Below are 25,034 nucleotides of genomic sequence, written 5' to 3' on the forward strand. Positions count from 1 at the left end.
TTCTTCATCGGATACGTCGGTTGGCGTGGTGGCTTCATCGCCTACGATAGCCGCGTGAACTCCAAGTTCATAACACGCTCTAGGCTTGGCCACTGCTGAGAACAACTACACCATCGACCTGCTGAGACGGTTGTGGACCATCGCTGCGGCGCGGTCCGGCTTACTACCGGTCTGGAGTCGGCATGAAACAAAAAAACCTCCATGAAGGAGGCCTATAAAACGAGAGGATCCTGGCTGGCGAGCGAAGGCTGGCGGGCGGATCGGTGCGCAGCTGGCTGGCGAAAGGCTGGCGGGCTTGCTGCGGGGCGCAGTGTAACGGCTGCACGCGATCGGCGATCGAATGCGAATTACTCTCATCTATGGGGTTCCTGCGGACTCCTGCTCCAGGCCCCAGGCGCACCGAGCGTTGGGGTCTTACGTGCGGTGCTCGACGGAGCAGTGCGGCTCACTGCCTGGGAGTGGCAGTCGATGGCGGTAGCGCCGGTTTTGCGGGCGTCGGGGGAGCAGTGGTTTGCATGGTCCCGGGCGCGTGGTCCGGTTCGCCATCGGTCGCAGTCACTGCGTCGTCCGCATCGGGTTCCGGATACGGATAGACCGGTGCGGCGGCGTTCGGCAACTGCGCGCGCCAGTGCTGCAGCCACGCGCCGATGCGCGCGCCCACGTACAGCTGCGGATACGACGGCGCCTCGCCTTCGGCCTGCTCGCGTGCGCTGATCTCGGCACTGGCCAGGCGATAGCTGTCGACCAGATCGGTGGTGTGCGCCAGTGCGTCGATCAACCAGGCGCGGCCGAAATAGGTGGCGCTGGCGGTGTTGCCGCAACCGAACGAGGGCCGGTCGCGACGCGCGGCGGTGATCACCAGGGTGTCGGCGGTCTTCAGTGCGGGCACGAAGCCGCCGGAGTAGCAGGCCGAGATCACGATGATGCGGTTGCGGATGCCGGCGTCGTCGAGCAGGCGGCGCAGGTCCTGCGGCGTGATGGTGTCGTACTCGGCATCCTCGCCGGGGCCGAACTGCAGATACAGCTCGTGCTGCTCGGTGCCGTGGCTGGTCAGGAACAGCAGCAGCGCGTCCTCGCGCTTGTCCATCAGCTTGCCGATGCGGTCCAGCGTATCGGCCAGGTTGTCGTAGGAGGCCTGCGGCGCGTAGGCGTGCGCGCCGAGATTGTCGCCGTGGTTGATCAGGGTGGCGATGCGGCCAGCGGCGCCAAAGCGCTGCGTGAACATCTGCCGCAGGTACAGCACTTCGTTGCGGAACACGTCCTCGCTGGCGTCGCCGGCGAAGCCCACCACGTACAGGTCGGGGATGCCCGGGCGCTGCGCCTGCAGCGATCCCAGCGCCAGGCGCAGCTGCGCCTGGTCGACCGGATCCTGCGCCGCCTCGTCCTGCGCGGTGTCGGCCGTGCCGGCCGGCGTGGCGCCGGCATCGGAATGGCAGGCGGGCAGCGCCAGCGCCAGCAGCGCGGCCGGCAGCAGTCGGCCGCGCACCACGGCAAGCGGGCGCCGCATCGCCGCCAGGGCGGCCATCAAGGCAGCGACAGGCCTGCGCATACGCGGGCTCAGAAGCCCAGGTCGGCGAAGCTCTCCGCGCGGCGGTGGCCGTTGCAGGCCTCGTCCTGGCGCGGTTGCGGGTAATCGTCGCGGCGGTCGATCAGCACCGTGTCCAGGCCGGCGGCGCGGGCCGCATCCAGTTCGGCGACCACGTCGGACAGGAATACGATCTGCGCCGGCGCCACCCCGATCGCCTCGGCGATGCGCGCGTAGCTGGGCTGCTCGCGCTTGCCGCCGATCTCGGTATCGAACCAGCCGGAGAACAGCGCGCGAAGGTCGCCGGCGTCGCTATGGCCGAAGAACAGCTTCTGTGCCGGCACCGAGCCGGACGAGTACACGTACAGCGCGCGGCCGTCGGCATGCCAGCGGCGCAGTGCCGGCGCGGCATCGGGATAGATGTGCGCGGTGAAGTCGGCATCGCGGTAGCCGGCTTCCCAGATCATGCCCTGCAGCGCCTTCAGCGCGGTGTGCTTGCGATCCTCGTCGATCCAGCCCTGCAGGGTCTCCACGATCACCGCATCGGTGCAGATGCCGCCGCATTCGCTGGCGACCGCATCCAGCCATTGCCGCACCTGCGGCTGCTGGCCGTGCTCGCGCACGAAGCCGGGCAGGGCGCGGCGCGCATAGGGGAACAGCACGTCCTTGACGAAGGAGATGCTGCTGGTGGTGCCTTCGATGTCGGTGAGGACGACGCGGGGATCGGTCATCGCTCAGTGCGCCTCGCCGCGCAGCTTCGCCTCGTAGCGCGGGAAGCGCTGGGCGATGTCGGTGCCGGTGAAGTGGCCGACCCAGCCGTCCGGCTCGGTGAAGAAGCGGATCGCGACGAAGCGCGGCTCCGGCCCCATGTCGAACCAGTGGTGGGTGCCGTCGGGCACGGCGATCAGGTCGTTCTGCACGCACTCGATCTCGTAGACCTTGCCGTCCACGTGCAGGGTGAACAGGCCGGAGCCGGCGACGAAGAAGCGCACCTCGTCTTCCTTGTGGAAGTGCTCGTCGAGGAACTTCTTGCGCATCTCCTCGCGCTGCGGGTTGTCCGGGGCGATGCTGACCACGTCCACGGTCTTGAAGCCGTTGGCGGCGACCAGGCGGTCGATGTCGGCCTTGTAGGCGGCCATGACCGCGTCCGGCGAGGCGCCGGGCTCGATCGGCTGGTTGGCCTGCCAGCGCTCGAAGGTGACGCCGATCTTGCGCAGTTCGGCGGCGATCGCGTCGCCATCGCGGCTGTCGAACAGCGGCGCGTCGGGAGTGGTGTCGGCGAAGATGCGGAGTCGGCTCATGGCGGCGGGCGAAAGCGTCAGTGGGGACGAAAAGGGTAGCAGGTGCGCGGCCGACGGCCGTTGCGGCGCTGGAACGCTGTCGCGCCGCGGCGGATCAGCCGGCGGCGCGCAATTTGCGCAGCTCCAGCTCGCAGTGCAGCAGGAACTCGAAGGCTTCGAGGTGGCGGCGCGCTTCGGCCATGTCGCGGCCCCAGGCATACAAGCCGTGGCCGTCGATCAGGTAGCCCCACAGCGGCGTGCGATCGAGCTGGGCGTCGACCTGCGCGGCCAGCACGGTCATGTCCTGGGTGTTGGCGAACACCGGCAGGTCCACCGCGGCCTCGTGGGTCTGGTTGCCGTGCAGCGCCTTCAGCAGCTCGTAGCCTTCCAGGCGGATATGACCCTGCGGCGCATACAGGCGCGAGGCGATGGTCTGCACCGGCGAGTGCGTGTGCAGAATGCAGCCGACCTCGGGGAAGCGCCGGTACAGCTGGGTGTGCAGCAGGGTCTCGGCGGACGGACGCAGCGGCCGGCCGACGGCCTGGCCGTCGAAGTCCACCACCATGATGTCGTCCTCCACCAGCCGGCCCTTGTCGCGACCGGAGACGGTGATCGCGGCATGGCGATCGTCCAGGCGGTGCGAGAAGTTGCTGCTGGTGGCGGGCGTCCAGCCGGCCTGCGAGAGCTCGCGGATGTTGTCGATCAGCAGGTGCGCCAGCGTGCGCAGGCGCTCGGAATCGTAGGGTAGTGCGTTCATGCGCGTAGTGTAGGGCTTGGGGGTTGGATTGGGATGACAGGTGGCTGGATCCAAGCGCATCTGCTCATGCCGTACCCTCACCCCAACCCCTCTCTAGAGGGATCACTAGCGGTCGGACCCTCACCCCAACCCCTCTCCCGGGGGGAGAGGGGCTACGGCGTTCCCCTTCTCCCATCGGGACCATGGCCCCTTTTGCGGGGGAAGGTGCCCCGCAGGGGCGGATGAGGGTACGTGCGAAGCCTCGTGTTGCCAGATGGGTGCAGCGCTTCGCGCGCCGTACCCTCACCCAAACCCCTCTCCCGGGCGGAGAGGGGCTCTGCGCTCAGCCTTGGCTGCCGCGCAGGCGGCTGTGGCGGTAGCCGTAGCCGAAGTAGATCGCCAGGCCGATCACCGTCCAGCCGGCCATCAGCATCCAGTTGTGCGCGGTCATCGCCGACAGCAGCGCCAGGCAACTGAGCACGCCGGCGATGCAGATCGGCCAGGCGAACGGGATGCGGAACGGCCGCGGCAGGGCCGGCTGGGTGCGGCGCAGGATCAGCACGCCGGCGCAGACCGCGGCAAAGGCGATCAGGGTGCCCATCGAGGTCAGTTCGCCCAGCACGTCCAGCGGGAACAGCGACGCCAGCAGGGCGATGCCGATGCCGGTGATCACCGTGTTGACGTGCGGGGTGCGGTAGGTCGGGTGGATCTTGGTGAACACCGGCGGCAGCAGGCCGTCGCGGGCGATGATCATGAAGATGCGCGGTTGGCCGATGATCATCACCAGCACCACCGAGGACAGGCCGATCAGCGCGCCGACCTCCACCACCACGCGCAGCCAGCCCAGTTGCGGATGCGCGGCGACCGCGGTCACCACCGGCTCGTCGGTGCCCAGTTGCGCGAACGGCACCAGCCCGGTCATCACCGCGGCCATGGCGATGTACAGCACGGTGCAGATCACCAGCGACAGGATCATGCCGATCGGCAGGTCGCGCTGCGGCCGGTGCGATTCCTGCGCCGCCACCGACACCGCCTCGAAGCCGATGTAGGCGAAGAACACCATCGCCGCGCCACGCAGCACGCCATCCAGGCCGTACTTGCCCGGGCCTTCGTTGGCCGGGATGAACGGGTGCCAGTTGGCCGGGTCCACGTACTTCCAGCCGGCGGCGATGACCAGCACGATCAGGCCGCTCTTCAGCACCACCATCGCCATGTTCATCGCTGAGGACTTGCGGATGCCGACGTAGCACAGCCAGGTCAGCAGCAGCACGATGCCGGCGGCAGGCAGGTTGGCGATCGCGCCGGTGGGCTGCAGCTTGCCGTCCAGCGGCGCGTTGACCAGGGCCGCGGGCAGATGGATGTTGAAGTGGTCGAGCAGGCTCAGGAAATAGCCGGTCCAGCTGACCGCCACCGCCGAGGCCGACACGCCGTACTCCAGCACCAGCATCCAGCCGATGAACCAGGCCGCCAGTTCGCCGAAGGTGGCGTAGGTGTAGGTGTAGGCGCTGCCGGAGACCGGCACCATCGCCGCGAACTCGGCGTAGGCCAGCGCGCAGAACGCGCAGCACACCGCGGCCAGCACGAACGAGAGCATGATCGCAGGCCCGGCGTGGTTGGCCGCGGCCTGCCCGGTGATGACGAAGATGCCGCCGCCGATCACCGCGCCGATGCCCAGCGCGGTCAGGCCCCAGGGGCCGAGCGCGCGTTGCAGGCCCAGCCCGCCGGCGTCCTCGTGGCTGGCATGGGGGTGTTTGGTGGCTAAGAGTTGTTTGAGCATCGAGCGGTTCCAGCCGGGCGCGGCGTGCGAGGAAGAGGGTGCGAACGCGAAGACCGGCGCGGACGCCGGTCTTCGGGGGAGCGGATCAGGCCTTGGTGGCCAGGCGGCTGTTGCGGATGCCGTAGAAGAAGTAGATGCACAGGCCGATCAGGGTCCAGCCGACGAACACCTTCCAGTGTTCCTGGAATGCCTGGAAGAACAGGCCGACGCAGAACAGCGCGCCCAGTGGGCACACCGCCCAGAACAGCGGCACCCGGAACGGGCGCGGCAGATCCGGACGGGTGAAGCGCAGCACCATCACGCCGACGCAGACCGTGGCGAAGGCCAGCAGGGTGCCCATCGACACCAGTTCGCCGAGCACGTCCAGCGGGATCAGTCCGGCCAGCAGCGCCGCCAGCACGCCGACCACCACGGTGCCGACGTAGGGGGTGTGGAAACGGCGGTGCACCTTGCCGAACAGCTTCGGCAGCAGGCCGTCGCGCGCCATGGTGTAGAAGATGCGCGGCTGCGCCATCAGCATCACCAGCACCACCGAGGACAGGCCGGCGATGGCGCCGATCTCGACGAAGGTCTTCAGCCAGGCCAGCTGCGGATAGTGCTCCAGCGCAGTGGCCACCGGCTTGGCGGTGCCGAGCTGGGTGTAGGGCAGCAGGCCGGTCAGCACTGCGCAGACGATGATGTAGATGACGGTGCAGATGGCCAGCGACACCAGGATGCCGATCGGCATGTTCTTCTGCGGGTCCTTGGTCTCGCCGGCGGAGGTGGAGACCGCATCGAAGCCGATATAGGAGAAGAACACGATGGAGGCGGCGCGGAAGATGCCGCTCCAGCCGAACTCGCCCGGGCCGGTGTTCTCGGGGATGAACGGATGCCAGTTGTCCGGGTTGATGTAGAAGATGCCGACGCCGACGAACAGGCAGATCACCAGCACCTTGATCGCCACCACGATGGCGTTGACGAAGGCCGATTGAGTGACGCCGACGTAGCACAGCGTGCTGACCGCGGCCACGATCAGCACCGCCGGCAGGTTGACGAGGTTGCCCGAGGCGACGAAGGCGTGGCCGGTCCAGGTCAGCGGCGCGCTGGCCAGTTCCGCGGGGAAGGGCAGGCCGAGGGTGCCGGTGACGAAGCTGATCAGGTAGGCCGACCAGCCCACCGCGACGCTGGAGCCGGCGAACAGGTATTCCAGCACCAGGCACCAGCCGATGAACCAGGCCACGCCTTCGCCTAGCGTGGCGTAGGAGTACGAGTAGGCGCTGCCCGAGACCGGCAGCATCGCCGCGAATTCGGCATAGCACAGGCCGGCGAAGGCGCAGGCCAGGCCGGCGAACACGAACGACAGCATCACCGCCGGGCCGGCATGATTGGCCGCGGCCTGGCCGGTGAGCACGAAGATGCCGGCGCCGATCACCGCGCCGATGCCGAGCAGGATCAGGTGTCTGGCGGTGAGGGTGCGTTTGAGGGTGGCTTCGCCCTCCAGACTGCCTTCGAACGGTTCGCCGGCATCGACGTGACCGGCCGGTTCGATCGGCTTGACCCTCAGCAAAGACTTGAGCATTCGGTGCATCCCCAGGTGGCGGTACGGGGCAAGCGGCCCCGGCAATGGCGAAGCGCCGGGCCCGCAGCGGGCGACGCAAGCGTCGTACCATGCCAAAGCCGGCCGGCCGCCACAAGCCGCGCTGCACCGTGGACGGCGATAATGGCCGCCCCCGAATGCGAGAACGCCGATGCCGGAGTCGTCCCTACGCCAGCAGTTGCGGGCCCATGCCGGGCAGTGTCCGGACCAGGCCGAGGTCGCCGCGCAGTTCCTGGCCTTGCTCGACGATGCCGCCGATCCGTTCGTGCGCGCGCGCCTGGACGGCCATTTCACCGGCTCGGCCTGGCTGGTCAGCGCCGACGGCACGCGCACCTTGCTGACCCATCACCGCAAGCTGCAGCGCTGGCTGCAACTGGGCGGCCACGCCGACGGCGACCGCGATCTGGCGCGGGTGGCCTTGAAGGAAGCCGAGGAAGAATCCGGGCTGCCCGGCCTGGCACTGGAGGATGGCGCGATCTTCGACCTGGACCGGCACTGGATTCCAGCCCGCGGCGAGGTGCCGGGGCACTGGCATTACGACGCACGCTACGTAGTCCGCGCCGGCGCCGATGACGTCTTCGCGGTCAGCGCCGAGTCGCTGGCGTTGGCCTGGCGCCCGATCGCCGAACTGCTGGACGAAGCGGACCTGGATCCGTCGCTGCGGCGCATGGCGCAGAAGTGGTTGAAGCGCAGCGCATCAGCCCCTCTCCCCCCGGGAGAGGGGTTGGGGTGAGGGTCGGGCGCGAAGCGCAGGCGGTGTTTCAGCTGCACGAGGCTGCGCCCGTACCCTCATCCGCCCCTTCGGGGCACCTTCTCCCAAAAAGGGGGCCATGGTCCCGGCGGGAGAAGGGAAATGCATAGCCCCTCTCCCTCCGGGAGAGGGGTGAGGGTACGGGCGCGCAGCGCCCCCACGAATCCCCAATCCCCAATCCCCAATCCCCAATCCCCGCTAATAAAGAATGCGCGTCCGCAACGTCCCCGCCACCTGCGCCAGTTCCTCCTTCAGCACCGCCGCCTGCTCCTCGCTGGCGCCGACGTCGATCACCACGTAGCCGACCTTGGGGTCGGTGCGCAGGAACTGGCCGTCGATGTTGACGTTGTGGCGCGAGAACAGTTCGTTGATCTGCGACAGCACGCCCGGCACGTTGCGGTGGATGTGCAGCAGGCGCAGGCTCTCGGCGTGCTCGGGCAGGGTCACCTCGGGGAAGTTCACCGCCGACAGGGTGCTGCCGTTGTCGCTGTAGCGCACCAGCTTGGCCGCCACTTCCACGCCGATGTTGTCCTGCGCTTCCAGCGTGCTGCCGCCGACGTGCGGGGTCAGGATCACGTTGTCGTGCGCAGCCAGCGGCGATTCGAACAGGTCGCCGTTGCCCTTGGGTTCGATCGGGAACACGTCCACCGCGGCGCCGCCGATGTGGCCGCTGCGCAGCGCCGCGTCCAGGGCGTCGATGTCGATCACCGTGCCGCGCGAGGCGTTGATCAGGTGCGCGCCCGGCTTCATCTGCGCCAGCTGCGTGGCGCCGATCATGTCGCGGGTGGCCGCGGTTTCCGGCACGTGCAGGGTGACCACATCCGAGCGCGCCAGCAGGTCGTCCAGGTCGGTGGCGGTGCGGGCGTTGCCCAGCGACAGCTTGGTCTCGATGTCGTGGAAGATCACCTGCATGCCCAGCGCCTCGGCCAGCACGCCGACCTGGGTGCCGATATGCCCGTAGCCGACGATGCCCAGCACCTTGCCGCGGGTCTCGTGGCTGCCGGCGGCCGACTTCGACCAGCCGCCGCGGTGGCATTCGGCGTTCTTCTGCGGAATGCCGCGCAACAGCAGGATGGCCTCGGCGATCACCAGCTCGGCGACGCTGCGGGTGTTGGAGTAGGGCGCATTGAACACCGGGATGCCGGCCAGTTCCGCGGCGTCCAGGTCGACCTGGTTGGTGCCGATGCAGAAGCAGCCGACCGCGATCAGGCGCTTGGCGTGGGCCAGCACCTCGGCGCTGAGCTGGGTACGCGAGCGGATGCCGACGATGTGCGCCTCGGCGATGCGCTGCTTGAGCTCGTCTTCCGGCAGCGACTTGGCGTGCAGTTCGATCTGCGAGTAGCCGGCCGCGCGGAACACGTCGACGGCGGTCTGGCTGATGCCTTCGAGCAGCAGCACGCGGATATCCTGCTTCGGAAACGAGGTCTTCTTGGGCGACATTGCGGCGAGGGAGCGATGGCCAACGGGCCGGTCACTATGCCAGATGGCTTCGCGCTTTGGTGCGCCGCAATAGGATGCCGTGAGGATAGCGATGCAACGCTGGAAAGGTTTCAGGTGCATCGATGTTTGTTGGGAGGAGTCGGGACTCGGGACCCGGGACCCGGAGAAGCGTGCACCTCTTGCGCCTGACGGTGTTGCTTGACGTCCCACGTCGGTTGCTTTTGCTTTTCCGGGTCCCGGGTCCCGGCTCTAGATTCCCGAGCCCCGGCTCCTCCCCAACTGGACGCGGTTACGCAACGCTGGCACGCTTGAATGCTTGCCTCCACCGATGCCTCTCCGCCCATGACCGACCCGCGCCTGGATGCCCTGGCCCTCGCTGTCCCCGGCCTGCGCCTGAAGACCGATCCCGCCGACCTGGAGCACTACGGTCGCGACTGGACCCGGCGCTGGACCCCGGCGCCGCTGGCGATCGCGCTGCCGGCGACGGTGGAGGAGGTGCAGGCGGTGCTGCGCTGGGCCAACGACCACGCGGTGGCGGTGGTGCCCTCCGGCGGCCGTACTGGCCTGTCCGGCGGCGCGGTGGCCGCGCACGGCGAACTGGTGCTGAGTCTGGAGCGGATGAACAAGGCGCTGGCCTTCGATCCGGTCGACCGCACCCTCACCGTGCAGGCCGGGATGCCGCTGGAGGCGGTGCACAACGCCGCGCGCGAGCACGGGCTGCTTTACCCGGTGGACTTCGCCGCGCGCGGGTCGTGCTCGATCGGCGGCAACATCGCCACCAATGCCGGCGGCATCCGCGTGATCCGCTACGGCAACACCCGCGAGTGGATCGCCGGGTTGAAGGTGGTCACCGGCAGCGGCGAATTGCTCGAGCTCAACCGCGGGTTGATCAAGAATTCCAGCGGCTACGATTTCCGCCAGTTGCTGATCGGCTCCGAAGGCACCCTCGGCATCGTGGTCGAAGCCACCCTGCGCCTCACCGACCCGCCGCCGCCGAGCAACGTGATGCTGCTGGCGCTGCCCTCGTTCGAGGTGCTGATGCAGGTGTTCGCCGCGTTCCGCAGCCGGCTGCAGCTGGAGGCGTTCGAGTTCTTCACCGACCGCGCGCTGCAGCACGTGCTGGCGCATGGCGCGCAGGCCCCGTTCGACACGGTGTATCCGTACTACGTGGTCACCGAGTACGCCAGCGGCAACGAGGCGCAAGAGGCCGCGGCGCTGGCCGCATTCGAGGCCTGCATGGAGCAGGGCTGGGTGCTTGACGGGGTGATCAGCCAGAGCGACGCGCAGGCCGCGCAGCTGTGGCGCCTGCGCGAAGGCATCACCGAAGCGGTGGCGCGCTACACCCCCTACAAGAACGACGTGTCGGTGCGGATCTCGGCGATGCCGGCGTTCCTGGCGCGGACCCAGGCGCTGCTCGGCGAGGCCTACCCGCAGTTCGAGGTGGTGTGGTTCGGCCACATCGGCGACGGCAACCTGCACATCAACGTGCTCAAGCCCGAGGCCACTGCGCCGGCGGAGTTCATCGCCGCCTGCGAGCAGGTCACCAAGCTGCTGGCGCAGGTGCTGGCCGAGCACGGCGGCAGCATCTCCGCCGAGCACGGCATCGGCCTGGTCAAGAAACCCTACCTGGACAGCACCCGCAGCGCCGAGGAGATCGCGCTGATGCGCGCGGTCAAGCGGGTGTTCGATCCGTCCGGGTTGCTCAATCCGGGCAAGCTGTTCGATCCCTGAGCGCAGCCGTGCACCGCTGCCGCGCGGCCCGTTCAGGCGCTGCGCGGGGCGGACCGCTAGGCTATGCGGCGCGGCGCTGGCCGTCCCCTTTTTCACGATCCCGTTTGGAACGATTGCAATGACCCGAGTGACCGCGCGCTGCGCCCTGCTGTTCGCCCTGATCCTGCCCGCGTTCGCGCAGGCCTCCAGCTTCGCCGGCAGCTCCGCCGGTTCGGCCTCGGCCGGCTCGGCCGGCAGCTCGGCGTCCTCGGACAGCAGTTCCAACAACGACAAGGTGGTGCTGCAGGCGCGCGACGACGCGGCCGGCTTCGTCGCCAGCGCCGGGCGCATCCGCGGCGTGCAACTGGAAGCGGCGCTGCGCGTGCTGCGCGAGCGCAACCCGCAGGCGCAACAGGCCAGCGACCTGGAACTGGCGCAGGCGATCCTGGCGCTGTGATCGCGCGCCGGCCACGGCGCCTGCGCGCGCGGTGGCTGGCGTTGCTGGCGCTGGCCGCTGCGGTGCACGCAGCGGCCGCGCCGCTCGCTGTCGATGAGACAGGGCTGAGTCCCGCCGAGCGCACGGCCAGCGAGGCCGTGCTGGCCGCGGCGCAGGCGCGACTGCCGCCGGCCTGGACCGCGGCGCTACCCGCAGGACTGCCGCTGCAGTGGCGCGACGATCTCCCCACGCAGGTGCACGGGCGCGCGCAGGCCAGGCGCCTGCTGTTGAACAAGCGCTTGCTACGCGACTGGATCGCGGCGCCAGGGCGCGACACCGATCCGGTCGCCGACCCGGCACGGCGCCCGGCGCTGGCCGCCCTGCTGCACGAGCTGGCGCACTTCTACGACCGCTCCGCGGCCGGGCATCTCTCGTCCGATCCGCGCTTGCTGGATCTGGCCGGCTGGCAGGTCAGCCCGATGCGCCTGGGCCTGCGTCGTGGCCAGAACGGGTTCACCGAGCGCAGCCCAGATCGCTACGAATTGCAGTCGCCGGCCGAGTTCGTGGCGGTGAATCTCGAGCACTTCCTGCTCGATCCGGACTACGCCTGCCGGCGGCCGGCGCTGGCCCGCTACTTCGCCGCACGCCTGGCATGGACGCCACCGGCGAGCGCATGCGCGCCCGGCCAGGTGTTCGTGCAGGACCCGCTGGCCGACGCGGCCGCCTTGCTGCAGGTGGACCCGGCGCGGATCTACGCGGTGGACTACCTGCTGGCCGAAGGCAACGCGCAGCCGATGAGCCACTGGGGCCACAGCATGCTGCGCCTGGTGATCTGCGCGCCGGGGCGGCCGCTGGGGCCGGCATGCCGGCTGGACCTGGCCGAGCACCGGGTGCTGTCGTTCCGCGCCTTCGTCGACGACGTGCAGATTTCCAACCTGCGCGGGCTCACCGGCTCCTACCCGTCGCGGCTGTTCGTGCTGCCGCTGCGCCAGGTGGTGGACGACTACACCCAGGTGCAGTTGCGCGGCCTGCAGTCGCTGCCGCTGCGGCTGTCGCGCGAAGAGATCGCCGCGCTGCTGGAGCGTGCCGCGCAACTGCACTGGAGCTACGACGGCCGCTATTACTTCCTGAGCAACAACTGCGCGGTGGAGACCTACGCCTTGCTGCACGACGGCGTGCCGCGGCTGGCGGCCGCGCATCTGTCCGGGATCAGCCCGACCGGCCTGCGCCGGCGCCTGGTACGGGCCGGCATCGCCGATGCGTCGGTGTTCGACGACGCCGACGCGGCGGTGCGCGATGGCTACTTCTTCCCGGCGGCGAGCGCGCATTTTGCGCAGATGTTCGCAGTGGCGCGCGGCTCCCTGGCACTGCCGGCCCGCAATGCCGACGCGTGGCTGGATCTGCCGGCCGCGCAGCGCGCGCCGTGGCTTGAGCGTGGCGACCTGCGTGCCAGTGCCGCCTTGTTGCTGCTGGAGAACGCCGCCCGCCGCCGCGCCGAACAGCGTGGGCGCGAAGCATTGAAACGGCGCTATCTGGGCAAGCCGCTGCCGACCGCGGTGGCCGGTGCGGGCGGGGGCGATGCGGGTGCCGACACACGTGACGCTGCCAGCGCGGTGCGTGCCGTGCTGGCCGAGCAGGGGCTACTGAGCCAACCGGCGAGCCTGCTGCAGGGGCAGCCGGGCTATGGCCTGCCGCAGGCGCAGGAACGTGCCTGGCTGCAGGTGCAGGGACAGGCACGGATCGCGGCGCTGCACGACGACGGCGCCGCGCTGCAGACGCGCCTGCGCGGATTGCTGCCGGCGCCGCTGCAGGCGGACCTGGCGCAGATCGATGCCAACCTGGCGACGCTGGGCGCACGCCTGCGCACGCTCAATCGCGAAGGCGGTGGACTGCAGTTGGATTCGCCGTCGCTGTTGCGGCAGCGTGGTGGGCAGCCGTAGCGCGGCGTGCGTGCTTGTGATGCGAGGCGATCGAAGGGAACTGGATCGCCCGTGCGGTTGACGGCGGCGCGGTTGCGGCTGAAGCCGCTCCCGCGACGTTCGCGGCGTGAGTCCGCAGCACCTGTGCGTCGCAGGCGCAGCCGTGTTCGCATGAAGGAAGACTGAAAGCTCCATGGGTCGGGACTGGAGTCCCTCCCACAGAAACGCGGCGCGCGTCCAACCCATTTAGGTAGGGGGCGGCTTCAGCCGCGACGAGCGAAGACGCGAAGCCGGCCGATGTCGACGGCCGTCAGGGCCGACGCCGATGCCCGCAAGGGCGCCACCTTGCCGGCCGGCAAGCCGTCATCACGGCAGCTCGAGACCCGCATCCTCGCCGTAGCGGCGCAGCCAGGCGTCGCGCGGCGGATCCTGGCGGTACTGTGCACGCAGCGTCGCCCACGTCTGTTCGTTGCCGTCGCAGTACTTGGCCATCGCCTGCTCCAGTTCGCGCCGCCGCGCCGCGTCGTAGGGCTCTTCGCCGGCGAAATGGGTGCAGGTGTCCTGGCGCGCGACGAAGGCGCGGATCGGCGCGGGCAGCGTGCAGAAACCGTCGTGGTGCTCGGGATCGACCGCGTCGGGAATCGTGCACGCGGGCTTGGGGGCGGCCGCCGTGGCCGGCGTCACCGGCGCGGCGAGCGCCAGCACCGGCAAGACCAGCAGCAGGCCGAGGCAGGCGGGCCGCGGCGCATGCGCGGCGCTGCCTGTGCGGGAGACGTGGGTGACACTGCTCCCGCGCATGGGCTCAGTCGGCGCGACCGGCGAACTCGCCGGTGGTGGTGTTGACCAGCACGCGCTCGCCGTTGCCGATGTACTCCGGCACCATGATCTCGATCCCGGTGTTGAGCTTGGCCGGCTTCGGGCGCTTGGTGGCGGTGCCGCCCTTGAGCTCAGGCGGGGTCTCGATCACTTCCAGGGTCACGCTCTGCGGCAACTGGATCGCCACCGGCTGGTCGTCGATGACCTGCACGTAGATGCCGCTGAGGCCGTCGGTGATGTAACCCGCATCGGTGCCGATCGCATCGGCGTCCAGGGTGTAGGGGGTGTAGTCCTCGTCGTCGAGGAACACGAAGGCCTCGCCGTCCTTGTACGAGAAGGTGGACTGGCGGCGCATCAGCTCGACTTCGCGCAGGTCGTCGTCGCCGTCGAAGCTGGCATCGAGCTTGTTGCCGCCCGGCACGCTGTACATCACGAAGCGGAAGCGCACGTTGCCGCCGCGGCCCTGTGGCGAGCTGCGCTCGATGTCGCGGATCTGGTACACGCCGTTGTTGTACTCGACGACGTTGCCTTTCTTGATTTCGTTGGCTTTCATTTGGGGCTGGGAATCGGGAGTTGGGAATCGGGAATGGGAAAAGCAAAGGCGGAGAACTGGCAATCGGAGGGAAGCGCTTTTGCGATTCCCCATTCCCGATTCTCCATTCCCCGCTACTTCGGCGCCAACCGCACCGCGCCGTCGAGGCGGATGGTTTCGCCATTGAGGTAGCGGTTGCGCAGCAGGAACATCACCGTGTCGGCGAATTCGTCCGGGCGGCCGAGACGCGAAGGATACGGGATCGCCGCGGCCAGCGACTGCTGCACGGCCTCGGGCATGCCGTCGACCATCGGGGTCCAGAAGATGCCCGGGGCGATGGTGTTGACGCGGATGCCGAAGCGCGCCAGTTCGCGCGCCATCGGCAGGGTCATCGCCACCACGCCACCCTTGGACGCGGCGTAGGCGGCCTGGCCGATCTGGCCTTCGTAGGCGGCGACGCTGGCGGTGTTGACGATGACGCCGCGCTCGCCGTCCTCGCCCGGGGCGTTGTGCTGCATCAGGTCGGCGGCGGCCTTGGCGACGTTGAAGCTGCCGACCAGGTTGACCATCACCGTGCCCTGGAAGGTGGCCAGCGGCATCGGCGCCTCCTTGCCCAGCACGCGGCCAGCGCCGAGGATGCCGGCGCAGTTGATCGCGGCATTGAGGCCGCCGAGGAAGCCCTGTGCTGCGCCGAGCTGCGCAGCCACCTGGGCCTCGTCGCTGACGTCGGTGCGCAGGTAGCAGGCCCGGTCCGCGCCCAGGGCGGCGACCGCGGCCGCACCCTTGTCGTCGTTCAGGTCGAACAGCGCGACCTTGCCGCCTTCGGCGACGATGCGTTGCGCCACCGCCAGGCCGAGGCCGGACACGCCGCCGGTGACCACCGCTTTCAGATCGGCAAGCTGCATGGATGTTCCCTCCCAGGAAAACGCCCAGTTTAGAGGCTGCCGCCCCATCGCGGCGAGATCGGCGACGGGCCGCGGCGTGCAGGTCCGTCGCCGGGTAAGGAACTGCCGCGGCTCAGCCCTCGGCGGCCAGCGCCTGGCCGACCTTGCTGCCGGTCGGCCGGCCCAGTTTCTGCGCCAGCCAGCGGCCGGTCGCGGCCAGCGCGGGCAGGTCGATGCCGGTCTCCACGCCATTGCCGTGCAGCAGGTAGACCACGTCCTCGCTGGCCACGTTGCCGCTGGCACCCTTGGCATATGGGCAGCCGCCGGCGCCGGACACCGCGGCATCGACCACGCGCACGCCTTCTTCCAGGCAGGCGGCGATGTTGGCCAGGGCCTGGCCGTAGGTGTCGTGGAAGTGCACCGCCAATGCGTCCATCGGCACCACGGCGGCGACCGCGCGCAGCATCGCCCGCGCCTTGCCTGGCGTGCCCACGCCGATGGTGTCGCCCAGCGAGATCTCGTAGCAGCCCATCGCATGCAGCCGCTGCGCCACCCGCACCACGTCGGCCAGGGGGACGTCGCCCTGGTAGGGGCAGCCGAGCACGGTGGACACGTAGCCGCGGACCTTGACACCGTCCGCCGCCGCGCGTTCCAGCACCTGCGCGAAGCGCGCCAGCGATTCGTCGATGCCGGCATTGGTATTGGTGCGGTTGAAGGTCTCCGAGGCGGCGGTGAACACGGCCACCTCGCGCACGCCGACCGCGGCCGCGCGTTCGTAGCCCTGCAGGTTCGGCACCAGCACCGGATAGTCCACGCCCGGCACCTGCGCGATGCCGGCGTAGACCTCGGCCGCGTCGGCCAGCTGCGGGACCCATTTCGGGCTGACGAAGCTGGTCGCCTCGATGCTGCGCAGGCCGGTGCGCCCCAGTCGCGCGATCAGCTCGATCTTGTCTTCCGTGGCGACCCAGGCCTTCTCGTTCTGCAGGCCGTCGCGCGGGCCGACTTCGACGATGCGCACGCGGTCGCTCATTCGCGGTATTCCTGCGCGGTTGGCCGGGCGCTGCGCACGAAGCGGGAAGCAAAGAGGGTCATGGGATTCCTGATGAAGAGAGGCGGTGAAGCAGTGGCAGGCATGGCTGGCGCCAGGTGCGCTGGCGCAACGCGGTAGCGCGGATCAGGCCGCTGCCGGGCGGTGGCAGACCGCTTCGATGTTGTGGCCGTCCGGATCCAGCAGGAACGCGCCGTAGTAGTCGGGGTGATAGTGCGGGCGCAGGCCCGGTGCGCCGTGGTCGCGGCCGCCGGCGGCCAGGCCGGCACGATGGAACGCATCCACCTGCGCGCGGCTGGCGGCGACGAAGGCCACGTGCACGCCATTGTCGCCGGCGTCGCGGCCGCCGTCGGCGATCCAGAAGTTGGGCTTGCCGTCGCGTCCGAAACCGACGTGGCGCTGGCCGCCGCTTTCCTCGGCGCTCACCTGCATCACCACGTCCAGCTCCAGCGCGGCCAGGGCGGCGCGGTAGAAGGTCAGGCTGCGGTCGAGGTCGCTGCAGCGCAGGCCGAGATGGTCGATCGGGTTCATGGACTAGCCCTCCAGGCCGGTTCGCGTTTCTCCAGGAACGCATTCAGTCCTTCCTGGCCTTCGGCCGAGACCCGCAATTGCGCGATCAGGGCGGCGTTGGCCTGGTCCAGCGCATCGCGCTCGCCGCCGGCGGCGACCCGCCGCACCAGGGCCTTGGCGCCGGCGGCGGCCAGCGGCCCGGCCTGGCCGAGCAGGGCGACCTGGCGTTGCACCGCCGCGTCCAGCGCCTCCGGCGCCACCGCCTGGTGGACCAGGCCGATCTGCGCCGCGGTGGCGGCGTCGAAGGTTTCCGCGCTGGCGAACCAACGCCGCGCCTGGCGCGCGCCGATCGCCGCGATCACGTACGGCGAGATCACCGCCGGCAGCAGGCCCAGCCGGCTTTCGCTGAGCGCGAAGCGCGCATCGGTGGCGGCCACGGCGATGTCGCAACAGGCGACCAGGCCCACCGCGCCACCGAACGCCGCGCCTTGCACCCGCGCCACCGTGGGCTTGGGCAGTTCGTCGAGCAGACGCATCAGCCGCGCCAGGGCCAGCGCATCGTCCAGGTTCTCCTGTTCGCCGGCGCCGGCCATCGAGCGCATCCACTGCAGGTCGGCACCGGCCGAGAACGCCGCGCCGGCACCGGCCAGGACCAGTACCTGCACCTGCGGATCGGCGCCGATCTGCAGCAGGGCGTCGCTGAGCTGGGCGATCAGCGCGGCGTCGAAGGCGTTGCGGACCTCGGGTCGGTTCAACTGCAGGGTCAGGACCTTGCCGGATCGTTGCAACAACAGGGCATCGCTCATCGAACACGCTCGTACAAAGGGAAAACGGCAGCCATACGGCGATCATAGCCGGCCGTGCCGGTCCCGCCATGACGCGCCGCGGCGATGCTACAATTGATAACCATTCTTATCGACGGAACGTGCTGTGACGTTGTCCGACATGCCGTTGCGCAGCAGCGCCCTCGTGGAATCCGTGCACGACCGCCAGGCCAACGACGCCATCGCCCGGCGTCTGCGCGAGCTGGGCTTCGTCGCCGGCGAACAGGTGCAGGTGCTGGCCAGCGGGCCGATCGGTGGCGAACCGCTGCTGGTGCAGGTGGGGTATACGCGCTTCGCGCTGCGGCGCAGCGAGGCGGCACGGGTGCAGGTCAGCGCGCTGGACGAGGTGCGCTCGTGAGCGCGGTGGCCGCGCCGCTGCGCCTGGCCCTGGTCGGCAACCCGAACTGCGGCAAGACCGCGCTGTTCAACCAGTTGACCGGCAGCAAGCAGAAGGTCGCCAACTACGCCGGCGTCACCGTCGAGCGCAAGGAGGGCCGCTTCCGCGCGCCGTCCGGGCGCGAGTTCGCGGTGCTGGATCTGCCCGGCGCCTACAGCCTGCAGCCGGCCAGCCTGGACGAGGCGATCACCCGCGACCTGTGCCGCGGCTTCTACCCGGGCGAACCGGCGCCGGACGTGCTGGTCTGCGTGGTCGACGCCACCAACCTGCGCCTGCACCTGCGCTTCGCGCTGGAACTGCGCGAGCTGGGCAAGCCGATGCTGGTGGCCTTGAACATGGTCGACGCGGCGCAGCGCCGCGGTATCCAGATCGACCGCCAGGCGCTGGAACAGGCGCTGGGCGTGCCGGTGATCGAGACCGTGGCGGTGCGCCGCAACGGCGCCCGCGCCCTGGTCGAGCGGCTGGACGCGCTGGCGCCGGCACTGCCGCCCGCGGTGGCGCCGAGCGAAGGGCAGGGCGACTACCACCAGCAGGTGCGCGCGATCCTGGCGGCGGCGGTGTCGATGCCGACCCGCACCTCGCGCGTCGACGACGCGCTGGACCGTTGGCTGCTGCATCCGGTGGCCGGCCTGCTGACCCTGGCGGTGGTGATGTTCCTGATCTTCCAGGCGGTGTACGCCTGGGCGGCGCCGCTGATGGACCTGATCGATGGCGGCACCAAGGCGTTGGGCGCCTGGATCGGCGGAACCCTGCCGGAGGGGCCGCTGAACAGCCTGCTGGTGGACGGCATCATCGCCGGCCTCGGCGGGGTGGTGGTGTTCCTGCCGCAGATCCTGATCCTGTTCGCCTTCATCCTGGCGCTGGAGGAATCCGGCTACCTGCCGCGTGCGGCGTTCCTGCTCGACCGCATGATGGCCGCCGCCGGCCTGTCCGGGCGCTCGTTCATCCCGCTGCTGTCCAGTTTCGCTTGCGCCGTTCCCGGCATCATGTCCACCCGCAGCATCCAGGATCCGCGCGATCGCCTGGCGACCATCCTGGTGGCGCCGCTGATGACCTGTTCGGCGCGGCTGCCGGTGTACGCGCTGCTGATCGGCGCGTTCATCCCGCAGCGGCAGGTGTGGGGCGTGTTCAACCAGCAGGGGCTGGTGCTGTTCGGCCTGTACTTCGCCGCCATCGCCAGTGCGCTGGTGGTGTCGTGGACGATGAAGAAGTGGCGCCGCGACAAGGGCGAGCATCCGCTGCTGCTGGAGTTGCCGTCCTATCGCGTGCCGCACCTGCGCGACCTGGCGCTGGGCCTGTGGGAGCGCGCGGCGATCTTCCTCAAGCGCGTCGGCGGCATCATCCTGGCGCTGACCATCCTGCTGTGGTTCCTGCTGTCGTTCCCGGCGCCGCCGGCCGACGCCACCCTGCCGGCGATCGACTACAGCTTCGCCGGCCGCATCGGCCACGCCATGACCACGGTGTTCTCGCCGCTGGGCTTCAACTGGCAGATCTGCATCGCGCTGATCCCCGGCCTGGCCGCGCGCGAGGTGGCGGTGTCCTCGCTGGCGACGGTGTACGCGCTGTCGGCGGCCGACGACGATGCCGCCGCGCAGGCGCTGTCGCCGTTGATCCACGACGGCTGGTCGCTGGCCACCGCGCTGTCGTTGCTGGTCTGGTACATCTACGCACCGATGTGCATTTCCACCCTGGCCACGATCAAGCGCGAGACCAACTCGTGGAAGCAGATGAGCTTCGCCGCGTTCTACCTGTTCGCGCTGGCGTATCTGGCCTCGCTGGTCACCTACCAGGTTGCGGTGGCGCTGGGAGCCGGCTGAGATGAGCGCCTCGCTGCTGCTGCAGTACCTGGTGATCGCGCTGGCGGTACTGGTCAGCGCCTGGGTGGTGTTGAAGAAGCAGTTCCCGGGCACCGCGCGCAAGCTGCGCGGCGCGCTCGCACTACGCCTGCTCAAGCCCGGCCGGGCGGCCTGGCTGCAGGCGCTGGGGCGGCGCATCGCACCGCCGGCCAGCGCCGGTGCAGGCGCCTGCGGCGGCTGCGACAGCTGCGGGCCGACGCCGCCGCGGCGGCACTGAGTCGCGTCGCCCGTTGCTGGCCGGCGCATCGCTTGTGCGCCGCACATGCGCGTCGCGATGGCGGCGACTATCCTATGCCGATGACCAGCCCATTCCAGTTTTCCCGCCGTGCGCAGGCGCTGACCAGTTCGGCGATCCGCGAAATCCTCAAGGTCACCGAACGCCCGGAAGTGATCTCCTTCGCCGGCGGCCTGCCGTCGCCGGATACCTTCCCGGTCGCGCGCATGCGCGAGGCCTGCGACAAGGTGCTGCGCGACGCGCCACAGGCGGCGCTGCAGTACGGCCCGACCGAAGGCTATCTGTTGCTGCGCGAATGGGTCGCGGCGCGGCTGAGCCGCGACGGTGCCCACATCCGTCCCAGCCAGGTGCTGATCACCACCGGTTCGCAGCAGGGCCTGGACCTGCTCGGCAAGGTGTTCATCGACGAAGGCAGCAAGGTGCTGGTGGAAACGCCCAGCTATCTCGGCGCGCTGCAGGCGTTCTCGCTGTTCCAGCCGGCGTTCGCGGCGATGCAGTCGGACGACGACGGCGTGGTGGTGGACGCGCTGGACGATGCGCAGCTGGCCGGCGCGCGCTTCATGTACGTGCTGCCGAACTTCCAGAATCCGACCGGACGGCGCCTGCCGCTGCACCGGCGCCAGGCGCTGGTAGCGCGTGCGGCCGCGGCCGGCGTGCCCATCGTCGAGGACGATCCCTACGGCGAGCTGTGCTACAGCGGCGACACGCTGCCGAGCCTGCTGTCGATGAACCCGGACGGCGCCATCTACATGGGCTCGTTCTCCAAGGTGTTCGCTCCGGGTCTTCGCCTGGGCTACCTGGTCGCGCCGGAGGCGGTGCACGCCAAGCTGGTGCAGGCCAAGCAGGCGGCGGATCTGCACACGCCCTCGTTCAGCCAGCGCATCGTCTACGAGGCGGTGCAGGACGGCTTCCTGGATGCGCATATCCCCGGCATCCGTGCGCTGTACGCCAGCCGTTGCGAGCAGATGCTGGCCGCCCTGGCCAAGTACTTCCCGGCGCAGGTGCGCTGGAACCGCCCGGCCGGCGGCATGTTCATCTGGGTCGAACTGCCGGAGGGCATGGACGGCGGCGCGCTGCTGAGCAAGGCGATCGAGCGCAACGTGGCCTTCGTGCCGGGCGCGCCGTTCTTCGCGGTCGCGCCGCAGCGCAATACCCTGCGGCTGTCGTTCGTGACCGTGCCGGCCGAACGCATCGAGACCGGCGTGCGCATCCTCGGTGCGCTGCTGCAGGACGAGGTCGCTGCGCACCGGCGCGCGACGGCCTGAGTCCGGCGGCGCCTCCGTCGATGACGTCGTCCGATGCCGCCGTCGCGTCCTGGACCATCGACGCGGTCCTGGTCGGCCGCGCGCAGGCGTTCACCCGCCCGGGCAGCCGCAGCGCGATCGACAAGCGGCCCCAGGACGGACGCCTGCGCATCGGCCCGGAGGGGCTGGAGCTGGACGAGCAGGGCGACCGCCGCGTGCATGGCGGCCCCGACAAGGCCTTGCACCATTACCCGCGCGATCATTACCCGGCCTGGCGCGAGGAACTCGGCGCACATGCCTTGCTGGACGCGCCGGGCGCGTTCGGCGAGAACCTCAGCAGTAGCGGGGTGACCGAAGCCGACCTGTGCCTGGGCGACCGGCTGCGCCTGGGGACGGCCGTGGTCGAGGTGTCGCAGTCGCGGCAGCCGTGCTGGAAGCTGTCCGACCGGTTCGGCGTGGCCGCGCTGGCGCGGCGCGTGCAGGACAGCGGCCGCACCGGCTGGTACTACCGCGTGCTGCAGCCCGGCGAGGTCGCCGCCGGCGATCGCCTGGAGTTGCTGGAGCGTCCGTATCCGCAGTGGCCGCTGGCACGCCTGGTCGGCCTGCTGTACCGCCGCGAGATCGATCCGGCGCAACTGCAGGAGGTGCTGGCGCTGCCGCTGGTGCCGAACTGGCGCACCCTGTTCGAGCGGCGCCTGGCGCAGCGTACGGTGGAGGACTGGGACAAGCGCCTGTTGGGGCAGGCGGCAGCCGAGTAGGGCGGTTGATCGATCCGGCGAGCGTGCTCCCCTCTTGGCGGGAGTGGTGGCGTCGACAGGTGCATGCCCGATTGGGTGGGTGCAACGCGTCGGGGCTGAAGTCCCTCCCACAGGGGTGTCCGATCGGCTGCGATGTCTCTTGGCAGGTGCCGGGTGCCTCGCCCGGCGGCTTTTTTGTCGCTTCCAGTGCCGCCACGCCCCTGTGGGAGGGGCGGCAGCCCCGACGAGGGAAGCATCGCCACGTCCGAGGTGGCGCGTGGGACGCTTGCGTCTCGGGCGCGCGCGCCCTCTGTCGCACCCGCGCGCAAACCGCTAGCCTTGTGCCGATGACGACTTCTCCGCTGCGTGTGTTGATCCATGGTGCGTCCGGCCGGATGGGCCAGGCGTTGTTGAGGCTGGCCGCGCAGGACCCGGCGCTGCAAGTGGTGGCCGCGGTGGTGCGGCGCGCGCCGGCACAGCGGGTGATCGACGGCGTGCCGTACTTCGCCGCAGCCGAACTGGGCGGCGTGCCGGCCTTCGACGTGGCGATCGATTTCAGCCTGCCGCAGGGCTTCGACCCGGTGCTGGCCCTGTGCACCGGGCGCGGTGCGGCGCTGGTGTCCGGCACCACCGGACTGGAGGACGCGCAGCGGCAGGCGCTGGCCGCTGCCGCCGAACGCATTCCGCTGATCTGGGCCTCGAACTTCAGCCTGGGCGTGGCGGTGCTGCACGATCTGGTCGAGCGCGCCGCCGCGGCGCTGCCGGGCTGGGACTGCGACATCGTCGAATCCCACCACGTGCACAAGCAGGACGCGCCCTCCGGCACCGCGCTCACCCTCGGCGACGCGGCCGCGCACGGCGGCGCCACCCCGCGCTACGCCAGCCTGCGTGCCGGCGACATCGTCGGCGAGCATCTGGTGCAGTTCGCCGGGCTCGGCGAGCGGGTCGAACTGGTGCACCGCGCCAGCAACCGCGACATCTTCGCCCGCGGCGCGCTGCATGCCGCCGTGCGCCTGCCGGGGCGTGCGCCCGGGGCCTACCGGCTGCGCGATCTGCTCGGCTGAACAGGCACTTCACCCAAACGGCTGGCGCGGACCGCCCCGCGCCGGTACAATTCTCGCTCGCCTGTTACCCATCGCCACGGACCCGGAGAAGCGCCGAGTTCGCGGTTTCTTGCAGCCTGCAAGTTGGTGGGGCAGGGTTCCTCTCTCCCCAAGGCGAACCCCGTGACTCAACCCGCAATCCTTGTCCTTGAAGACGGCACCGTGTTCGAGGGCGAATCCGTAGGCGCTGCCGGCCTGTCCGTCGGCGAAGTGGTGTTCAACACCGCCATGACCGGCTACCAGGAGATCCTCACCGATCCCTCCTACGCCCGCCAACTGGTCACGCTGACGTATCCGCATATCGGCAACACCGGCTGCACCGACCAGGACGACGAGGCCGCCCAGGTCTGGTCGGCCGGCCTGATCGTGCGCGACGTGCCGCGCCGCCCCAGCAACTGGCGCAACCAGGTGGCGCTGCCGGACTGGCTGATCCAGCGCGGCGTGGTCGCCATCGCCGGCATCGACACCCGCAAGCTGACCCGCATCCTGCGCGAGAAGGGCTCGCAGAACGGCGCGCTGATGGCCGGCGAGGTGAACGTGGACACCGCGCTGGAAGCGGCGCGCAAGTTCCCGGGGCTGAAGGGCATGGATCTGGCCAAGGTGGTCTCCACCGACACCGCCTATCCCTGGCGCGACGGCCAGCTCGACCTGGACAGCAACGCTTTCGTCACGACCGAGCCCAAGTTCAAGGTCGTCGCCTACGACTACGGGGTCAAGCACAACATCCTGCGCATGCTCGCCGAGCGCGGCTGCGAGGTGACCGTGGTGCCGGCGCAGACGCCGGTCGCCGAGGTGCTGGCGATGAACCCGCACGGCGTGTTCCTGTCCAACGGCCCCGGCGACCCGGCGCCGTGCGACTACGCGATCGCCGCGATCAAGGAACTGCTGGCGCGCAAGATCCCGACCTTCGGCATCTGCCTGGGCCACCAGCTGCTGGCGCTGGCCGCCGGCGCGCAGACCCTGAAGATGGGCCACGGCCACCACGGCGCCAACCATCCGGTGCAGGATTTGGACAGCGGCCGGGTGATGATCACCTCGCAGAACCACGGCTTCGCGGTGGACGAGGCGACCTTGCCGGCCAACGTGCGCGTCACCCATCGCTCGCTGTTCGATGGCAGCAACCAGGGCATTGCGCTCACCGACGCGCCGGCCTTCAGCTTCCAGGGCCACCCCGAAGCGTCGCCGGGTCCACGCGACGTGGCGCCGCTGTTCGATCGCTTCACCGCGCTGATGGCGGCCGCCGCCTGATGGCCGCAGCGCCGGCCATGCCGTCGCCGACCCGCCGCTGGCGGTGGCCGGCCACGGCGTTGCTGGTGCTCGCCGCGTATCCGGCCTTCGTGCTGGGCGCGGTGTATCCGCAGTGGCTCAGCGCCGGCTTGCCGGGCGGACGCGACGGCCCGGCCGATGCGTACCGCCACAGCCTGGCCAGCGCCGTGGTCGCCTACACCCTGTCGCCGCGCTGCGTGGACTGGGTCACGGCGGTCATGGAGCGCGACGGCCACGGCAACGCCAGCCGGGCGATGGACGCCCACAACAACCGGATCGGCGCGCGCATCGGCGCCACCGCCAGCAGTTGGGCCGCGATGCAGCGCGAGGTTCGCGCCGCGGTCGACCATGGCGCGATCGATGCGCGTTCGCCCGATCAGATCACCTGGCGCGCCCCCGCGGCGTGGCAGGACCGCCTCTACTGAGAATCCC

25 protein-coding genes are annotated in these 25,034 nt (G+C 69.9%); 12 read left to right on the plus strand and 13 right to left on the minus strand.

The window, feature by feature from the left end:
- Window positions 1-445: 445 nt before the first annotated feature.
- The 6 genes from ACHWVH_RS06615 to ACHWVH_RS06640 form a co-directional block, all read right to left on the minus strand.
- A complete protein-coding gene (locus ACHWVH_RS06615; protein WP_394686874.1) occupies window positions 446-1,525 on the minus strand; it encodes a C13 family peptidase in 1,080 nt (359 codons plus the stop codon).
- A gap of 32 nt (window positions 1,526-1,557) precedes the next feature.
- Window positions 1,558-2,256 (minus strand): acireductone synthase, encoded by a 699-nt coding sequence (mtnC, locus tag ACHWVH_RS06620; RefSeq protein WP_295926132.1) that lies wholly within the window; start codon window positions 2,254-2,256, stop codon window positions 1,558-1,560.
- 3 nt (window positions 2,257-2,259) lie between these two features.
- On the minus strand, window positions 2,260-2,826 hold the full coding sequence (locus ACHWVH_RS06625) for an acireductone dioxygenase (protein WP_043091914.1): 567 nt from the start codon (window positions 2,824-2,826) through the stop codon (window positions 2,260-2,262).
- Between the two features lie 94 nt (window positions 2,827-2,920).
- Window positions 2,921-3,562, minus strand: coding sequence for a methylthioribulose 1-phosphate dehydratase (locus ACHWVH_RS06630; protein ID WP_295926137.1), 642 nt, complete (start codon window positions 3,560-3,562; stop codon window positions 2,921-2,923).
- 322 nt (window positions 3,563-3,884) lie between these two features.
- Complete coding sequence (locus ACHWVH_RS06635) at window positions 3,885-5,318, minus strand: amino acid permease (RefSeq protein ID WP_394686860.1); 1,434 nt, start codon at window positions 5,316-5,318, stop codon at window positions 3,885-3,887.
- An 85-nt stretch (window positions 5,319-5,403) separates the two neighbouring features.
- Window positions 5,404-6,876 (minus strand): amino acid permease, encoded by a 1,473-nt coding sequence (locus ACHWVH_RS06640; RefSeq protein WP_043091917.1) that lies wholly within the window; start codon window positions 6,874-6,876, stop codon window positions 5,404-5,406.
- Window positions 6,877-7,045: 169 nt separating this feature from the next.
- Between ACHWVH_RS06640 and ACHWVH_RS06645 the strand changes: the two genes are divergently transcribed.
- Entirely contained in the window at window positions 7,046-7,627 is a 582-nt protein-coding gene (locus tag ACHWVH_RS06645; RefSeq protein ID WP_295923402.1) for an NUDIX hydrolase, read from the plus strand.
- 216 nt (window positions 7,628-7,843) lie between these two features.
- Here ACHWVH_RS06645 and serA read toward each other — a convergent pair whose 3' ends face one another.
- Window positions 7,844-9,085: a phosphoglycerate dehydrogenase gene (gene serA / locus ACHWVH_RS06650; RefSeq protein WP_043091919.1), complete on the minus strand. Its 1,242-nt coding sequence runs from the start codon at window positions 9,083-9,085 to the stop codon at window positions 7,844-7,846.
- 342 nt (window positions 9,086-9,427) lie between these two features.
- Here serA and ACHWVH_RS06655 point away from each other — a divergent pair, with 342 nt between their 5' ends.
- The 3 genes from ACHWVH_RS06655 to ACHWVH_RS06665 all read left to right on the plus strand — a co-directional run bounded on the left by ACHWVH_RS06655 (window position 9,428) and on the right by ACHWVH_RS06665 (window position 13,171).
- On the plus strand, window positions 9,428-10,816 hold the full coding sequence (locus tag ACHWVH_RS06655; RefSeq protein WP_295923404.1) for an FAD-binding oxidoreductase: 1,389 nt from the start codon (window positions 9,428-9,430) through the stop codon (window positions 10,814-10,816).
- A 118-nt stretch (window positions 10,817-10,934) separates the two neighbouring features.
- Window positions 10,935-11,252, plus strand: a complete 318-nt coding sequence (locus ACHWVH_RS06660; protein ID WP_010341821.1) for a DUF2388 domain-containing protein — start codon at window positions 10,935-10,937, stop codon at window positions 11,250-11,252.
- Window positions 11,249-13,171, plus strand: a complete 1,923-nt coding sequence (locus ACHWVH_RS06665) for a DUF4105 domain-containing protein (RefSeq protein WP_295923407.1) — start codon at window positions 11,249-11,251, stop codon at window positions 13,169-13,171. Before ACHWVH_RS06660 ends, ACHWVH_RS06665 begins: the two co-directional genes overlap by 4 nt.
- 345 nt (window positions 13,172-13,516) lie before the next feature.
- Here ACHWVH_RS06665 and ACHWVH_RS06670 read toward each other — a convergent pair whose 3' ends face one another.
- From ACHWVH_RS06670 to ACHWVH_RS06695, 6 genes are all read right to left on the minus strand, one after another.
- Window positions 13,517-13,948, minus strand: a complete 432-nt coding sequence (locus ACHWVH_RS06670) for a hypothetical protein (RefSeq protein ID WP_295923409.1) — start codon at window positions 13,946-13,948, stop codon at window positions 13,517-13,519.
- A gap of 4 nt (window positions 13,949-13,952) precedes the next feature.
- A complete protein-coding gene (yeiP, locus tag ACHWVH_RS06675; RefSeq protein ID WP_017912214.1) occupies window positions 13,953-14,519 on the minus strand; it encodes an elongation factor P-like protein YeiP in 567 nt (188 codons plus the stop codon).
- Window positions 14,520-14,632: 113 nt separating this feature from the next.
- Complete coding sequence (locus ACHWVH_RS06680; protein WP_295923412.1) at window positions 14,633-15,403, minus strand: SDR family oxidoreductase; 771 nt, start codon at window positions 15,401-15,403, stop codon at window positions 14,633-14,635.
- Between the two features lie 112 nt (window positions 15,404-15,515).
- Window positions 15,516-16,412 (minus strand): hydroxymethylglutaryl-CoA lyase, encoded by an 897-nt coding sequence (locus ACHWVH_RS06685; RefSeq protein WP_295923415.1) that lies wholly within the window; start codon window positions 16,410-16,412, stop codon window positions 15,516-15,518.
- Between the two features lie 144 nt (window positions 16,413-16,556).
- Window positions 16,557-16,961, minus strand: coding sequence for a VOC family protein (locus ACHWVH_RS06690; RefSeq protein ID WP_394686861.1), 405 nt, complete (start codon window positions 16,959-16,961; stop codon window positions 16,557-16,559).
- Complete coding sequence (locus tag ACHWVH_RS06695; RefSeq protein WP_043091924.1) at window positions 16,958-17,746, minus strand: enoyl-CoA hydratase-related protein; 789 nt, start codon at window positions 17,744-17,746, stop codon at window positions 16,958-16,960. Before ACHWVH_RS06695 ends, ACHWVH_RS06690 begins: the two co-directional genes overlap by 4 nt.
- Window positions 17,747-17,870: 124 nt before the next feature.
- Between ACHWVH_RS06695 and ACHWVH_RS06700 the strand changes: the two genes are divergently transcribed.
- The 8 genes from ACHWVH_RS06700 (at window position 17,871) to ACHWVH_RS06735 (ending at window position 25,027) form a co-directional block, all read left to right on the plus strand.
- The gene (locus tag ACHWVH_RS06700) at window positions 17,871-18,122 is read left to right on the plus strand and encodes a FeoA family protein (protein ID WP_026144392.1); all 252 of its coding nucleotides are present in this window, start codon (window positions 17,871-17,873) and stop codon (window positions 18,120-18,122) included.
- Window positions 18,119-19,978, plus strand: a complete 1,860-nt coding sequence (gene feoB / locus ACHWVH_RS06705) for a ferrous iron transport protein B (RefSeq protein WP_209029170.1) — start codon at window positions 18,119-18,121, stop codon at window positions 19,976-19,978. The genes ACHWVH_RS06700 and feoB overlap by 4 nt, the downstream gene beginning before the upstream one ends.
- Window position 19,979: 1 nt before the next feature.
- A complete protein-coding gene (locus tag ACHWVH_RS06710; protein ID WP_148828380.1) occupies window positions 19,980-20,234 on the plus strand; it encodes a DUF6587 family protein in 255 nt (84 codons plus the stop codon).
- Between the two features lie 74 nt (window positions 20,235-20,308).
- Window positions 20,309-21,517 carry a PLP-dependent aminotransferase family protein gene (locus tag ACHWVH_RS06715; RefSeq protein ID WP_150411301.1) on the plus strand — a complete coding sequence of 403 codons (1,209 nt, stop codon included), beginning with the start codon at window positions 20,309-20,311 and terminating at the stop codon, window positions 21,515-21,517.
- 20 nt (window positions 21,518-21,537) lie between these two features.
- A complete protein-coding gene (locus ACHWVH_RS06720; RefSeq protein WP_295923421.1) occupies window positions 21,538-22,254 on the plus strand; it encodes an MOSC domain-containing protein in 717 nt (238 codons plus the stop codon).
- Between the two features lie 326 nt (window positions 22,255-22,580).
- Entirely contained in the window at window positions 22,581-23,297 is a 717-nt protein-coding gene (dapB, locus tag ACHWVH_RS06725; protein ID WP_295923424.1) for a 4-hydroxy-tetrahydrodipicolinate reductase, read from the plus strand.
- Between the two features lie 162 nt (window positions 23,298-23,459).
- Entirely contained in the window at window positions 23,460-24,584 is a 1,125-nt protein-coding gene (gene carA / locus ACHWVH_RS06730; protein ID WP_295923427.1) for a glutamine-hydrolyzing carbamoyl-phosphate synthase small subunit, read from the plus strand.
- Window positions 24,584-25,027, plus strand: a complete 444-nt coding sequence (locus ACHWVH_RS06735) for a DUF6973 domain-containing protein (RefSeq protein WP_043091930.1) — start codon at window positions 24,584-24,586, stop codon at window positions 25,025-25,027. Before carA ends, ACHWVH_RS06735 begins: the two co-directional genes overlap by 1 nt.
- The last annotated feature ends 7 nt before the right edge of the window (window positions 25,028-25,034 follow it).

Origin of the sequence: uncultured Xanthomonas sp., assembly GCF_964278005.1 — a bacterium.
Taxonomy (GTDB): domain Bacteria; phylum Pseudomonadota; class Gammaproteobacteria; order Xanthomonadales; family Xanthomonadaceae; genus Xanthomonas_A; species Xanthomonas_A sontii.

Excerpts from the sequence above, each read along its gene's own strand:
- ACHWVH_RS06640 (WP_043091917.1), bottom strand. The coding sequence starts at position 6,876 with ATGCTCAAGTCTTTGCTGAGGGTCAAGCCGATCGAACCGGCCGGTCAC.
- ACHWVH_RS06655 (WP_295923404.1), top strand. The coding sequence starts at position 9,428 with ATGACCGACCCGCGCCTGGATGCCCTGGCCCTCGCTGTCCCCGGCCTG.
- ACHWVH_RS06645 (WP_295923402.1), top strand. The coding sequence starts at position 7,046 with ATGCCGGAGTCGTCCCTACGCCAGCAGTTGCGGGCCCATGCCGGGCAG.
- ACHWVH_RS06615 (WP_394686874.1), bottom strand. The coding sequence starts at position 1,525 with ATGGCCGCCCTGGCGGCGATGCGGCGCCCGCTTGCCGTGGTGCGCGGC.
- ACHWVH_RS06625 (WP_043091914.1), bottom strand. The coding sequence starts at position 2,826 with ATGAGCCGACTCCGCATCTTCGCCGACACCACTCCCGACGCGCCGCTG.
- ACHWVH_RS06690 (WP_394686861.1), bottom strand. The coding sequence starts at position 16,961 with ATGAACCCGATCGACCATCTCGGCCTGCGCTGCAGCGACCTCGACCGC.
- ACHWVH_RS06670 (WP_295923409.1), bottom strand. The coding sequence starts at position 13,948 with ATGCGCGGGAGCAGTGTCACCCACGTCTCCCGCACAGGCAGCGCCGCG.
- ACHWVH_RS06680 (WP_295923412.1), bottom strand. The coding sequence starts at position 15,403 with ATGCAGCTTGCCGATCTGAAAGCGGTGGTCACCGGCGGCGTGTCCGGC.
- ACHWVH_RS06635 (WP_394686860.1), bottom strand. The coding sequence starts at position 5,318 with ATGCTCAAACAACTCTTAGCCACCAAACACCCCCATGCCAGCCACGAG.
- ACHWVH_RS06685 (WP_295923415.1), bottom strand. The coding sequence starts at position 16,412 with ATGAGCGACCGCGTGCGCATCGTCGAAGTCGGCCCGCGCGACGGCCTG.
- serA (WP_043091919.1), bottom strand. The coding sequence starts at position 9,085 with ATGTCGCCCAAGAAGACCTCGTTTCCGAAGCAGGATATCCGCGTGCTG.
- dapB (WP_295923424.1), top strand. The coding sequence starts at position 22,581 with ATGACGACTTCTCCGCTGCGTGTGTTGATCCATGGTGCGTCCGGCCGG.
- ACHWVH_RS06720 (WP_295923421.1), top strand. The coding sequence starts at position 21,538 with ATGACGTCGTCCGATGCCGCCGTCGCGTCCTGGACCATCGACGCGGTC.
- mtnC (WP_295926132.1), bottom strand. The coding sequence starts at position 2,256 with ATGACCGATCCCCGCGTCGTCCTCACCGACATCGAAGGCACCACCAGC.
- ACHWVH_RS06660 (WP_010341821.1), top strand. The coding sequence starts at position 10,935 with ATGACCCGAGTGACCGCGCGCTGCGCCCTGCTGTTCGCCCTGATCCTG.
- ACHWVH_RS06695 (WP_043091924.1), bottom strand. The coding sequence starts at position 17,746 with ATGAGCGATGCCCTGTTGTTGCAACGATCCGGCAAGGTCCTGACCCTG.
- ACHWVH_RS06710 (WP_148828380.1), top strand. The coding sequence starts at position 19,980 with ATGAGCGCCTCGCTGCTGCTGCAGTACCTGGTGATCGCGCTGGCGGTA.
- yeiP (WP_017912214.1), bottom strand. The coding sequence starts at position 14,519 with ATGAAAGCCAACGAAATCAAGAAAGGCAACGTCGTCGAGTACAACAAC.
- ACHWVH_RS06735 (WP_043091930.1), top strand. The coding sequence starts at position 24,584 with ATGGCCGCAGCGCCGGCCATGCCGTCGCCGACCCGCCGCTGGCGGTGG.
- ACHWVH_RS06715 (WP_150411301.1), top strand. The coding sequence starts at position 20,309 with ATGCCGATGACCAGCCCATTCCAGTTTTCCCGCCGTGCGCAGGCGCTG.
- ACHWVH_RS06630 (WP_295926137.1), bottom strand. The coding sequence starts at position 3,562 with ATGAACGCACTACCCTACGATTCCGAGCGCCTGCGCACGCTGGCGCAC.